Source organism: uncultured Fibrobacter sp. (assembly GCF_937877005.1).
Classification (GTDB): domain Bacteria; phylum Fibrobacterota; class Fibrobacteria; order Fibrobacterales; family Fibrobacteraceae; genus Fibrobacter.
This window is the reverse complement of sequence record NZ_CALEFV010000069.1, coordinates 1-12,565: the sequence shown is the minus strand read 5'-3', so window position 1 is coordinate 12,565 and position 12,565 is coordinate 1. Positions and strand designations below refer to the sequence as shown.

General features: G+C 50.3%; 11 protein-coding genes. 2 read left to right on the top strand and 9 right to left on the bottom strand.

Annotated elements, in window-relative coordinates:
• Nucleotides 1–8 precede the first annotated feature (8 nt).
• The 8 genes from Q0628_RS04005 to Q0628_RS03970 form a co-directional block, all read right to left on the bottom strand.
• Nucleotides 9–356 (bottom strand): Wzz/FepE/Etk N-terminal domain-containing protein, encoded by a 348-nt coding sequence (locus Q0628_RS04005; protein WP_298768379.1) that lies wholly within the window; start codon nt 354–356, stop codon nt 9–11.
• A 131-nt stretch (nt 357–487) separates the two neighbouring features.
• A complete protein-coding gene (locus tag Q0628_RS04000; RefSeq protein ID WP_298768377.1) occupies nt 488–1,120 on the bottom strand; it encodes a nucleoside monophosphate kinase in 633 nt (210 codons plus the stop codon).
• A gap of 117 nt (nt 1,121–1,237) precedes the next feature.
• Entirely contained in the window at nt 1,238–3,778 is a 2,541-nt protein-coding gene (locus Q0628_RS03995; RefSeq protein WP_298768374.1) for an ATP-dependent Clp protease ATP-binding subunit, read from the bottom strand.
• A 14-nt stretch (nt 3,779–3,792) separates the two neighbouring features.
• A complete protein-coding gene (locus Q0628_RS03990; RefSeq protein ID WP_298768371.1) occupies nt 3,793–4,464 on the bottom strand; it encodes an ABC transporter ATP-binding protein in 672 nt (223 codons plus the stop codon).
• Entirely contained in the window at nt 4,457–5,704 is a 1,248-nt protein-coding gene (locus tag Q0628_RS03985) for an ABC transporter permease (RefSeq protein WP_298768369.1), read from the bottom strand. The genes Q0628_RS03990 and Q0628_RS03985 overlap by 8 nt, the downstream gene beginning before the upstream one ends.
• A gap of 6 nt (nt 5,705–5,710) precedes the next feature.
• Nucleotides 5,711–7,216: a lysine--tRNA ligase gene (gene lysS, locus Q0628_RS03980; protein WP_298768367.1), complete on the bottom strand. Its 1,506-nt coding sequence runs from the start codon at nt 7,214–7,216 to the stop codon at nt 5,711–5,713.
• A gap of 182 nt (nt 7,217–7,398) precedes the next feature.
• Entirely contained in the window at nt 7,399–8,187 is a 789-nt protein-coding gene (locus Q0628_RS03975) for a hypothetical protein (RefSeq protein ID WP_298768363.1), read from the bottom strand.
• Entirely contained in the window at nt 8,184–8,993 is an 810-nt protein-coding gene (locus Q0628_RS03970; RefSeq protein ID WP_298768361.1) for a YkgJ family cysteine cluster protein, read from the bottom strand. Before Q0628_RS03970 ends, Q0628_RS03975 begins: the two co-directional genes overlap by 4 nt.
• A 151-nt stretch (nt 8,994–9,144) precedes the next feature.
• Here Q0628_RS03970 and Q0628_RS03965 point away from each other — a divergent pair, with 151 nt between their 5' ends.
• Nucleotides 9,145–10,533: a hypothetical protein gene (locus Q0628_RS03965; RefSeq protein ID WP_298768359.1), complete on the top strand. Its 1,389-nt coding sequence runs from the start codon at nt 9,145–9,147 to the stop codon at nt 10,531–10,533.
• 2 nt (nt 10,534–10,535) lie between these two features.
• Nucleotides 10,536–11,783: a hypothetical protein gene (locus Q0628_RS03960; protein ID WP_298768356.1), complete on the top strand. Its 1,248-nt coding sequence runs from the start codon at nt 10,536–10,538 to the stop codon at nt 11,781–11,783.
• A gap of 23 nt (nt 11,784–11,806) precedes the next feature.
• Here Q0628_RS03960 and Q0628_RS03955 read toward each other — a convergent pair whose 3' ends face one another.
• Nucleotides 11,807–12,460 carry a hypothetical protein gene (locus tag Q0628_RS03955; RefSeq protein WP_298768354.1) on the bottom strand — a complete coding sequence of 218 codons (654 nt, stop codon included), beginning with the start codon at nt 12,458–12,460 and terminating at the stop codon, nt 11,807–11,809.
• Nucleotides 12,461–12,565: the final 105 nt, after the last annotated feature.

The following is a 12,565-nucleotide window of genomic DNA, read 5'->3' as shown; positions in this document are numbered from 1 at the left end:
GACCGTATTCAATTAGAGTTTATTATACCGTCGCGTGGTATCATTGGTTTACGTACCAATGTGCTTACAGCTTCGGCAGGAGAAGCCACATCCAGAAGGGCACCCATTTCACCCATGGCCTTACCCGCCTTGTTGCCCTTCACATCAATCTGCAAGAGTGCATCACTTGTAAACTGCGGACGCATCCAGTTCGAAGCCAGAAAACCAACTCCACAACCAAAGACAATACAGCAAGCCAAAAAGAGCTTATGCTTCAGCAATAGGCTCAAGATCTCGAGGATGTCGATTTCGTCGTCATCCTGATTCTTTGCTGCAGAACTAGCCCCCATCTGATTAAACTGATTATTCGGTTCCATCTGTACCCTTCATCTCAATTTTGATAAAAAATAAAAAAATCCAGAGACTTTGGAAGTTTATTTTAAGTTTTTTGCAAAAAAAAGAAACCGTGGATTTCCACGGTCTCTTTTAGCTTTTGTATTGAAAAAAATTATTTCTTTGCTTTCTTCTTTGCAGCCGGCTTCTTAGCAGAGGCCTTGCAGAACTTCACATAGGCGGCGAGGGTGTCGCAGAACACTTCGTCCGGGGTGTTGTCGCCGTTGATGCGGCTGATGATGGACTTGCTGTACTTGCCGAGCACCTTGGCGGTGGATTCCTTGTACACCTTGAGGCGGTTCTTGATCACGGCTTCGTCGGCGTCGTCCTTACGGCCTTCAATCTTGGCGCGGTTCAGGAGGCGGGCCACGATGGTCTTCTCGTCCTTAATGTCAAGCACGAAGATGTGCTTCACGTCGACCACGGATTCGATGAGCTTGACCTGGGCGACCGTGCGGGGAATACCGTCGAGGAGGAGGGTATCCTTATCCGGGTTTACCTTGTTCGTATTGATGAGGCCCTCGATGAAGCGGCCGAAAATTTCGACAGTGGCTTCGTCCGGAACCAAGAGGCCCTTGCTGGAGTAAGAAGCGAGGAGCTTGCCGGATTCGCTGGAAGGAGCAATGCCACGGAAAATGTCGCCCGTGGAAATGTGCTTGAGGGAAGTGGTAGCAGCGAGCTTTGCGCCGACGGTACCCTTGCCGGAACCCGGTGCGCCGAAGATAAGAACTGCAGGAATTTTAGCCATTGTGATAACCTCTTGGGTTTGATTGTTGAATTTTTTTCGCGGGTAAATATAAAAAATGTGGGATGTGTAGTGTGGGATGTAGAATTAAATTCATTACACACCACACACTTCACATTACTAACTAGGTAGAGCCTCGGAGGAGAACTTGAGTTTGTTGTTTTCGACATCAATCGAAATTGTCGTGAAGTCCTTGTAGATTCCAAGCAAAAGACCCTCGGCAATTTCATCTTCGATAAGCTGCTGTATAGAGCGACGGATTGGACGCGCGCCCAAAGCCGAATCATAATTGTGCGAGACAATAAATTCCTTGGCCGCCTCGGAAACTTCAAGAAGTATTCCTCGCTCGGAAAGATTCTTCTGGAGGAATGTCAGCTGGATATCCACGACAGAGACGAGTTCATTCTTCGAAAGTGGACGGAAGACAATCTGTTCATCGATACGGTTCAGGAATTCCGGAGAGAAGACCCGTTTCACCTCTTCACGAATGGCGGTTTCCATGCGCTCGTAGTCGTCGGTCTCCCCCATCTTGGTGAATCCCATGCCGCTACTGTGGCGCACTTCGCGAGCGCCCGCATTACTCGTCATGATGATGATGGTATTCTTGAAGTTGATCTTGCGACCGTAACTGTCGGTAAGGATACCGTCATCCAAAATCTGCAACAGCAGGTTGTAGATATCCGGGTGAGCTTTTTCAATTTCATCAAGGAGTACAACGCAATAGGGGCGCTTACGAACCTTTTCGCTGAGCTGTCCACCACTTTCTTCATAACCCACATATCCCGGGGGAGCTCCAATCAGACGGCTCACGCTATGCTTTTCCATGTACTCGCTCATGTCGATACGGATCATGGAATCCTCACTACCGAACAAGCTCCGGCTCAGGACCTTGGCAAGCTCTGTCTTGCCAACACCCGTGGGACCGAGGAAAAGGAAACTGCCCATAGGACGCTTGGTGTCGCGGATACCTGCACGGGAGCGGCGGATGGCCTTGACAACCGCATCCACTGCCTGGTCCTGACCAATGACATGCTCCTTGATTTCGTTTCCCAGCTGAAGAAGTTTCTGGGTTTCCTGTCCCGCAAGACGACTAACAGGAATTCCCGTCATTTTGCTAATACAGTCGCGAATTTCATTTTCGTCTACGACAGGCATGTCCTTGGAATCTTCCTTATTCAGCGTTTCGCGACGTTCGGCAATACGCGCAGTCAATTCCTCAATATTGTCGCGGAGAGATGCAGCGGTTTCATACTGCTGTTCCGCTATAGCCTCTTCCTTTTTCTGCATGGCAAGAGACAGTTCATCTTCCATTTGCTTGATGTCATCCGGCGTACGAATTGAATTCAAGCGCACACGGGCACCGGCCTCGTCCAAGACATCGATGGCCTTGTCGGGCAGGAACCGGTCGCTAATATAGCGTTCAGCAAGAGAAACTGCAGCACGAATAGCTTCCGGTGTGTAACGCACCTTATGGTGTTCTTCGTACTTGGCACGGAGCCCTTCCAGAATTTGGATAGAATCCTCAGAATTTGGCGGATTCACGACAATCGTCTGAAAGCGACGTTCAAGAGCAGCATCTTTTTCGATGTACTTGCGGTATTCGTCGATGGTAGTAGCACCAATGCACTGGAGTTCACCCCTAGCAAGCGCAGGCTTAAAGATGTTGCTGGCATCTAGACTTCCTTCGGAGCCTCCCGCACCAACGATCGTATGCAATTCATCAATAAAAAGAATGACAGAATTGTCGACGCGCTGGAGCTCCATGATGAGCCCCTTCACGCGCTCCTCGAACTGCCCACGATATTTCGTTCCTGCAACCATGGCAGCGACATCGAGTGTCACCACGCGCTTATTCATCAAAAGTTCGGGCGTTTTTTTCTGCACAATTTTCTGGGCGAGTCCTTCGACAATAGCAGTCTTGCCCACACCCGGTTCACCGATAAGCGCCGGGTTATTCTTCTTGCGACGGCAAAGAACTTGAATCAATCGTTCAATTTCCTGTTCACGACCGATAATGGGATCCAGTTTGCCCAAACGGGCCATCGCCGTCAGGTCGCGGCCGAAATGTTCCAGAATCGGAGTCTTAGAGCGCGTCTCTCGACGGTTCTGCTGACGAGTTTCGCCACCACGATTAGCACCTCCCATTTCTTCGGAACCATTGCCACCGCCAAAGCCATCCCCCATGTTCTGGGCATTCATGATGTCCCTCTTGATTTGCAACAGGGCAGCTTCAAAATTTTCGTACGTGATGCCAAATGTCGAAAGCGTTCCTGCTGCCGGAGAATCCTCCTGCTGCAAAATGGCAAGCATCAAATGTTCGGGACCGATATATTGGTCCCCTTCTTCTTTTGCAATCTTCGCGGCATTGAAAAGAGCGGCCTTGCATCGCGTCGTAAACGAAAGAAGCGCTCCATGGGAATCGCCCACGGTCATGATTCCACCATTCGTCGTAAGCGAACGCTGAACCCTCTCTCCCAGATCATTCAAATTCACATTGAGGGCATGAAGCGTGTCGGCAGCAAAGCCGGAATCTTCGCGAACAAGACCAAGGAGGAGGTGTTCCGTCGTAACACTGTCGCTTCCCAGGTTGCGAGCAGCAATGCGGGCAGCCTGCATGACAGCCTTTGCCTTTTTCGAAAAAATACCGTTGATATCGGACATATTTTCTCCTTAAGCTATTGAATGACACCGCCATGCATTACGACGCGGCGTTTGGCAAAACTAGCCAATTTTTCATCATGAGTCACAATCAGAAACGCCTGATTGAACTTTTCGTTAAGTTCACCAATCAATTCGTTCAGCATCGCGGAATTCGCCTCATCCAGGTTACCACTGGGTTCATCGGCGAGCACCAAATCCGGATGATTCATGAGCGCACGGGCGATCGCTACGCGCTGGCGTTCACCACCGCTGAGTTCTCGCGGCAAATGCTTCATGCGGTCCTTGAGGCCAACCGTTTCCAAAAGCATCGCGGCACGATCCTTGCATTCCTTTTCAGAAGTCCCGAGAACGCGACCCGGCACGCACACATTCTCGATGGCCGTGAATTCGCTAAGCAGGTGATGGAACTGGAAAACGAACCCCACCTGCATGCGGTGGTACATGTCGCGTTCGTCATCCTTGAACTTGGAAAGCGACTTACCCTTAAAAAAGATTTCGCCCGAAGTAGGCGTATCGAGCATTCCCACCAAGTTGAGGAACGTAGACTTGCCCGAACCCGAAGATCCCGTAAGGGCCACCAGTTCGCCTTCTTCCATGGAGAAGTTCACACCCTTCAAAATCTCGAGCTGTTCGCCCGTCTCGGAAAATACCCTGCGGAGATTTACGGTTTGTAACAAGCTATTCATGTCTAATCGCTCCTACGGGGTCAAGCCTGCTCGCCTTCCATGCGGGCAGCAGGGTCGAAAGTACACAAAGCGCGATGCCGATTACAAATATAAGCACGACATCGAACAGGTGCACCGAAATCGGGAAATAGGGAATCACGTAGACATCGCCGGGGAGCTTGATAAAGTGGTAAGCCTCTTGCAGTTTGCAAAGCACCAGGCCAATCGTGCCACCGACAATCGTGCCGCCCACGCCAATGAAACTTCCCATGAGCATGAATACGCGCATGATGCCCGCCTTGCTAAAGCCCATGCTACGGAGAATTCCGATTTCCTTGGTCTTGTCGATGACGACCATAATAAGGCTACTGATGATATTGAATGCAGCCACCAAGATGATGAGGCAAATCACCGCCGCCACGATGAACTTTTCGTAATTCATCCACTTGAGAAGCGTAATGTTTTTCGTCTTCCAGTCCATTGCATAGTAGGGGTAACCAAGCCAAGATGCAAGGCTATCAACAGCGTTTCCCGCCTGCCAATGATCCGTAATACGGAATTGGATACCCGTCACGACATCACCCAGGCCAAGCAGTTTCTGGAGTTCCGGAATGCCCACATAGGCCAAGTTGCCATCATATTCGTATGTTCCCGTCTCGAAGATGCCACTCACCACACACATCATCATCTTCGGGCCACCGCTGCTGACCATGGCGTCCGGGCTCTGGAAAGTCTGGAGCACCAGTTTGTCGCCCACTACCACGCGAAGACGATTCGCAAGACCAGAGCCAAGGATAATTCCCGGTCGTTTAACGTTACTCAAGTCTTCGAGACTATCGACGGAATAGTTGCCCCACTTCATGTACTTGTGGATATCGGTCACGCCTTTCGCAGTTTCCGTATCAATCCCGTATATAACGATACCGTCGTTTACCTTCTTGGAACTGACTCCTACCTTGTAAATGATAAACGGAGAAGATGCCACTACACGGGATTCGCGTTCACGCACTTCCTTGATTAGGGAATCATACGGCGCGATAAAATCGCCATTGTAAGCCATCACTTCAAAGTGAGCATCCTTCCCAATCATCTGGGCCGTGACTTCTTCTTCGAAGCCGTTGACCGCAGCAAGCGCCACCACCAGCGCGAACACGCCGATGGAGACACCAAGCATACTGAAAATGCCAATCAGCGAAACGAAGAGACTCTTACGTTGAGCCCCTAAGTAACGCCAGGCGATGAGCCACTCAAGTTTATTCATCGATAATTAGGTCTCGGGTTTCATCAGCGGGAACAGCTGCACGTCGCGGATGGTCTGCTGGTTGGTAAGCAACATGACCATGCGGTCGATTCCAAAGCCCACGCCGCCGGTAGGAGGCAGGCCAGATTCGATAGCGTGCATGAAGTTTTCATCCATCGGGTGCGTTTCGCCTTCGCCACCGCGGCCGCGGCGCACCTGGTCTTCCAGGAGCTCACGCTGACGGATGGGGTCATTAAGTTCGGTATAGGCGTTGCCCAGTTCCCATCCGTTAGCGTACGGCTCGAACTGTTCAATGAGCCCTTCGATGGTGCGGTGCTTCTTACAGAGCGGAGTACTTTCGGTGGGCATATCCTTGATGAAGGTCGGCTGGATGAGCTTGTCTTCCACGGTAAGCTCGAACAGTTCGAGGATTCCGCGGCCGCGGCTGAATTCGCCGTCCAGGTGTCCGCCGAGTTCTTCCATCTTGGCCTTGATTTCGTCGTCGCTCATCTCGTTCACCTTGAGGCCGCCGAACTTTTCGATGGCTTCAATCATGCTGTAGCGGGGCCACGGGGCCTTGAAGTCGATTTCTTTACCCTGGTAGTCAATCTTGGTGGTGCCGTTGGCCGCAATGCAGGCGCGTTCGTAGATGTTTTCGAAGTGCACCATCATGTCGTTGTAGTCGGCATAGGCTTCGTAGAATTCGAGGCCGGTGAATTCCGGGCTGTGGGTGCGGTCCATGCCTTCGTTACGGAAGTTCTTGGAGAATTCGAAAACCTTTTCCATGCCGCCCACAATGCAGCGCTTCAGGTAAAGTTCCGGAGCCACGCGCAGGTACAGCGTCATGTCGCAAGCGTTGTGGTGCGTGGTGAACGGACGGGCGTTTGCACCGCCATAAATCGGTTGCAGCGTCGGGGTTTCGACTTCGATGAATCCCTTTTCTATGAGGTATTCGCGGATAGCCTGCAGAATCTTGAAACGCTTGATGAACACGTCCTTCACATCATCGTTCAAGGCCATGTCGATGTAACGCTGGCGGTAACGGGTATCCACGTCGGCAAATTCGTTGAACACGACCTTGTTGCCGTTTTCATCCACCTTTTCCTTAGCCACCGGAAGCGGGCGCACAGCCTTACTGAGCATGGTCACCTTCTTCACGTGCACGGAGTATTCGCCCGTCTGGGTTTCAAACATGAAACCGTTTACGCCGATAAAGTCACCCAGGTCGGTCATCTTGACGATTTCGTAGTTCTCCTCGCCCACTTCGTCGCGGGCGACCACCACCTGCAAGCGACCGTAGCGGTCCTTCAGGTGCATAAAGCACATTTTTCCCTTGCGGTTAAAGCGAACCACGCGGCCTGCGAAGGCAATTTCTTCACCAGACGCCATCAGGGCAGCCTTGTTTTCTTTCAAAATCTTGGAATCGTGCGTACGGTTGAACTTGTGCGGATAAGCCTCCACACCCATTTCCTTGAACTTCGCAAGCTTCGCGAGGCGAGCCTGCACCTGGTCATTCATGTCTTGCATTGCCATAATTTGGTCCTTGTTAATTTTACGAGGACAAATGTAGAAATTTTTGTGTCACCCTGAGCCTGTCGAAGGGTCTCTACATAGATTCTTCGACTCCGTTACACTCCTACCCAAAGGGCATAACTCAACTACAGAACTAAAGTTCTAAGTTTCGTATAGCTCAGAATGACACGCTCGGTCAAACTCTACAATTCCCCGTGGCGGCGCATCTTGCGAATATTCTGCGGAAGCACATGATTGTGCCAGTGAATCCATTCATCGTAATAGATGTACTGGCGTTCACGGCGCCTGAAATTCCGCCCATGCACAATGCGGCGGCCGTTCTTGACCTCGACTGGAATAACAATATGCAGGCATTCATGGTACACGACACCGGCAACGGCATATTCTGGGCAATTTGCCGCATCGTACCCCTTACTGATGCTTATCAGATGAAATTCCTCTCCCGTCACGGGGTCCTTGCGCAGAGAATGGAAACTGAGTCCGCCAACCCGATTGCTCCAAGTAATCCGGCAAGTTAATTTATCTTCAAAATAGGTGCTGTTGATGGCCGCAAGGACATCGTTTAGATTATGGTACTTCCCCTGCGGACGAATCGGCGGCAGGCGTCCCTTACTCGAAAGCGACTCATCGCCACGGTCTGCCAAAATCTGCTCCACTAGAGTCCAGAAACGGCTCACCAAATCCCTGATAATCGCCTTATTTTTCGCGGTTTTCCGCTTTATGGCATGTTCGGCCCATTCTGCAGCGAGTTCCCTTGCAGGAGCAAATTCAGGTTCCTTCATGTAAGCCGGCAAGATGACCTCCGGATGTCCAAACAGCACACCCCCCTTGCAACGAATACTCTTCTTGAGTTGCGTATTGTACTTAAAATGAACTAGTCCATTCTGCGAAACACTGTTCGGAACCTTCGTCTTCGCAGATTCCTTGGGAATATTCCCGAAAAGGTCCAACTGCACGCCAAACAGGTTCATGCCATCGCCCCGTTCCACAGACCTTCAAAGCGGTTCACGGCCAAAAGTCCTCCAAAATAGCTTTCAGGCAACTCCAGCAAGGAATAGTGCTCCGAGATTCCGTAAACGGCATCTTCTATGCTATCGGGCAAATACACGATATAGCTATCGTTTTCGGGAGTCTGCAAATGCTCGGGAGTACAATACTTCGGATCCGTCTCGCTAAAGTACATACGGCAAGAAACTGGGCGTAGCGGATATACCGAGCAGTCCCCCACCTTATCCGAAAATGGGCAAGGCTTCCATTCCCTAAAATAGTCATGCAACGCCCGGTCTTCGGCAAAATCCTCATCATCCATGGCCGGTTGCCGCCCAATAAAACCGTTCGCAGCCTCATCGGTCCGTTCCTTCAGCCTTTTTTCAAAGAATCTACTAAACAAGGACGACCGCTGCTGGCATGCTTCCATAATGTCAAGCAAGTCATCACGCTGCCGAAATACGCTATATAAAGACAACAATTCAAAAGGTTCTACCGACATCGGATAGTGATGACAGCAATTACCGCAGGCTGGCCTACACTGGATTGGCCGCGGCTGCTGTGGCAGGACAGCTTCAAGATAAAGGCCGAACAGGCGGTGGTACTCCTGCGTAAATTCGAGAATATGCGGAAGTTCTTGAATCAAGTTATCGGTCCCTATTGCCGATTCTCTTCCAAGCGAAGTAGCAATACGATCCAAGCGATCCCTTTCGGCGCCCAAGAACACGGAAAGACGCATCTCGGCGACGCGGAACGCTTTTGTCGGAAAATACTCGCGATAGGCTTCCATATGTCTAAAGATAGATTTTTTTGAGAATATGCAAAAAACATCTAAAAAAAGCCCCTTAAATCATTGATTTGGCCGAAAAAAGAGCAAAAATGGGATAAAAGGATTTTTTTTGTAAGAATAATGTTATTTTTTAAGAAAATAGGAAACATGTATGAAAAACGTACTTAAATCCAAATTTTTGATTGTGTCCGCCCTTGCGGTCACCCTGGGGGTAGCGGGCTGTAACCTTTTCAATCCGACCGAAAATGTCGACATCGCCAATGACGATGCCGATGCATTGACCTACGAAGGCTATCTGAAGTTCCGCGACAACGAATACACCGAAGCAGAAAAATATTTCCGCATGGCAATCGAAGCCGACTCCAACCACTCCGAAGCGTGGTATGGACTCATGAAGTCGACTCTAAACCGTAAACTGAATGGCGAAGCAACCAACGTTTTCTCGCTCCTTACTTATGTGAACTCTAGCCGCGACAGCAAGGTTCCCTTTGCAGGAATGCCCGAAGATGTCGCCATGAACCTCAAAGAGACAATCGACACCGTTAACGCAATTGCATCCATTTTCATCGAACGCGACAAGGCCGGCAAAACAGATAGCGTCATTACCTACAAGACCATATCCGAAGGTTACCTTGTTATACAGATGATGAAAACAATGCTCGTCATGCGCAAGACGACCGAAAAAATGGACGGATGTTCCCTCGACAAGAAGAGCGAAAACGCCTGCGATATGGGAGCAGTCCTCAACAGCCTTAAAAACAATGATCCACAGGAATCGGTTGAAGCGTTCCACGAAGTTTTCTCCACTTGCGAAGAAAACCCCGAAGGCATGTCCAACATGTTTGACACATACCTGCAAGGTTTCGATAACTTGACTCCAGAAGCGCAGCAGAAATCAGTGCGAAGCATGTGCGGAGCCCTTGCTCAGGAAACAGCTCAGACCGACGACCTCGATCAGCAGACCAAAACGCTCAACATCATTATCGGCCAGTTCGGCTACAGTGACATCATCGATGACGACGGTGACGGCTGCGTCGACGAAGAAGTCTACGACGGCGAAGACAACGACGGCGATGGCGAAATTGATGAAGACATTAGCGACAAAACAAACGAAATCATTTACGACGACAACCTTATTCTGCGCAACATCACGGCAGGCAAGACTGAAATCAGGGATATACGCGTCGTAAAATCGGCCGCCCCGAATCGCAAGTATAAGGATGTCGATATCGATATGAACGGGAAAACAGTCAATAGCGATTCCAAGGAAGAATTGTCCGAATGGGCATTTGTCTATCCCGACTATAACAAGCGAGTCAGCAATGGCGACCATCGTTTCGTCTTCGCAAAGGACCTCGTATTCAATCCTCTCGGACTAAGTCCTGAAGAATACAAGGCCGTCAAGAAAGCCATCGCCAAGGACACCGACCCCAACAACATCCAGTACAACCTGGAAGTCCGCAAGCAGAATGTAGGCGGTTGCTGGGTCAACTACGACGAAAAGAGCTTTGCAAAATGGTTTGAAGGAAGGGGAATGTAATCATGAAGAGAATTCTCGTATTCACATTGGCTACACTTGCTACGACGGCTATGGCAGCCAAGGCCCCGACACATCATTCACTCCGTGCCGAAGCCATGGGTAACGCCCATGTGGCTCTCGTCGATGACAAGGAAGCTATCTACTTTAACTATGCAGGCCTTAGCCAAATCAACCGTCTTGGCAACTATGATAAGCGCCCCGAACAAGGCTATTATCCAAAGAATTTCGGAGATATGCGCTTAAATCTCGGTGGTGCAGGTCCCTTCGAAACCTATTTTTCAACATACAATGTCGCCAAAGATTTGCAAACGCTCTACAAAAACGCTCACGATGCAGCCGAAGCAAACGGACTTAGTTCATCCAATGTTTTGATGGACTCGCTCGCAAGCCACCCGGAATTGGTACACAAAGTCAACAGCTACGACCACAAGTATCTCAGCATGAAGATCAAGGCCGATGCCGAAATGGCATTCCACAACTTCGGCGGCGCCGTCTGGATCGATGGAAATATCGCACCGTACCTCGATGCGGGCCTAATCGTTCCACAGATCTCAATTGATACCTTCTATGTAGACGGCGTGGCACAGGCAGGTGGAGCCTACCCCTTTACCGATAAGTTTTCTGCAGGTGCAGGCCTCAAGATCGCAAAGCGTCACAAAGTCGACTTGATTTCGGTCAACATGACCAATTATAAGGACCTGCAGGACTCCCTGGAAGACCGCTACCACGATGTCGCAGACGAAATATTCGATTTCGATGCAATATCCGTGGGCCTCGACCTCGGCGTACTCTATCAGCTGACCCGAGAATTTAGAGTTGGCATGTCGGTACGCGACATCTATTTCAAGGAACTCGCCGGAGACCGGATTACACCGAATATCACCGCCGGTTTTAACTATAGCCCCCGTTTCTTCAACAAGAACACTGGCTTTTCGCGCAAGTTCAACTTTGCCATGGACTACGCCGATGCATTGGAAAACACGAACAACTACAAGCCCTTCTCTCACCTGAATTTCGGTCTCGAAGTGGAACAGACCCTTCTCGCCTGGCCAGGCTACAATACAGCCTACCGCGCATTGGCCGTACGCCTTTCCGGCGGTTTCAAGGGTGGCTACCCCGCTGCCGGATTCGCCATCGAAGCCCTCAGGTTTATAACAGTTGAATTTGCGACCTGGGCCGAAGAACTCGGCTACTACACGGGACAGAACGAAGAAAGAATATACATGGGACAGCTCAGTCTCGGATTTTAAAAAAAGCGGCTCAGCCGCTTTTTTTATTTCTTGTCCTGAGGAACAAGACATTCCACGATACGGAACAGGTCATTGTAAATTTCAAGGAAATCCTCTATCCAAATCGGATCGCGTTCGCCCACCACATGGAATGTTTCTTCCATCGTATGAAGCGCATTGTACGGACCGACCAGACCTTCCGAGGAGGAAGCATTCCCATAGTAAAGGTCAACCGCGGCTAACCGCGCACGGAGGCTGCGCCTCAAGCGTGCTATCAGGGCTCCGCGCAAAGAAAGCAGTTCCTCGTGAGCGTGCAGGCAATCCCCATCGGAGATCCACTTTTCTACAAGAGAAAGCCTACGGAGCGTAGATTCCCTTTCCGTTGACGGAACGAGCAAGCGTTTTTCGACCAAGGTCTGTTTCAGTCTAGCCGACATAGCAAGGAGCGTTTCCGCATTCCAGAAAACCATTGAATTGTCACCAAAATGCGAAGCTGATTCAACTCGCGGCGTATGCGTCTTGATCCAGCGATCCAGCTTGTCCGCGACCATGTTCGCTTCGGGAAGACGATCAACTGCGAAGTAGTCTCCGGCACGATTTAGCAAATTGTCGGCATCCACCATACGCCAGTGAGGCAGCTTTCCACTTTTGCGGATAGCGTCTATACCCTGACGAAGTGTTTCCAGACGATCCTGCATACTACTACTTTTTCTCCATTTTCTGGAGCGGAGTCACACCGATTTCGACACGACGATTCAAACGGCGATGTTCTTCGCTATCGTTAGGATACTTGGGATGCTGTT

Excerpts from the sequence above, each read along its gene's own strand:
- Q0628_RS04005 (WP_298768379.1), bottom strand. The coding sequence starts at position 356 with ATGGAACCGAATAATCAGTTTAATCAGATGGGGGCTAGTTCTGCAGCA.
- Q0628_RS04000 (WP_298768377.1), bottom strand. The coding sequence starts at position 1,120 with ATGGCTAAAATTCCTGCAGTTCTTATCTTCGGCGCACCGGGTTCCGGC.
- Q0628_RS03995 (WP_298768374.1), bottom strand. The coding sequence starts at position 3,778 with ATGTCCGATATCAACGGTATTTTTTCGAAAAAGGCAAAGGCTGTCATG.
- Q0628_RS03990 (WP_298768371.1), bottom strand. The coding sequence starts at position 4,464 with ATGAATAGCTTGTTACAAACCGTAAATCTCCGCAGGGTATTTTCCGAG.
- Q0628_RS03985 (WP_298768369.1), bottom strand. The coding sequence starts at position 5,704 with ATGAATAAACTTGAGTGGCTCATCGCCTGGCGTTACTTAGGGGCTCAA.
- lysS (WP_298768367.1), bottom strand. The coding sequence starts at position 7,216 with ATGGCAATGCAAGACATGAATGACCAGGTGCAGGCTCGCCTCGCGAAG.
- Q0628_RS03975 (WP_298768363.1), bottom strand. The coding sequence starts at position 8,187 with ATGAACCTGTTTGGCGTGCAGTTGGACCTTTTCGGGAATATTCCCAAG.
- Q0628_RS03970 (WP_298768361.1), bottom strand. The coding sequence starts at position 8,993 with ATGGAAGCCTATCGCGAGTATTTTCCGACAAAAGCGTTCCGCGTCGCC.
- Q0628_RS03965 (WP_298768359.1), top strand. The coding sequence starts at position 9,145 with ATGAAAAACGTACTTAAATCCAAATTTTTGATTGTGTCCGCCCTTGCG.
- Q0628_RS03960 (WP_298768356.1), top strand. The coding sequence starts at position 10,536 with ATGAAGAGAATTCTCGTATTCACATTGGCTACACTTGCTACGACGGCT.
- Q0628_RS03955 (WP_298768354.1), bottom strand. The coding sequence starts at position 12,460 with ATGCAGGATCGTCTGGAAACACTTCGTCAGGGTATAGACGCTATCCGC.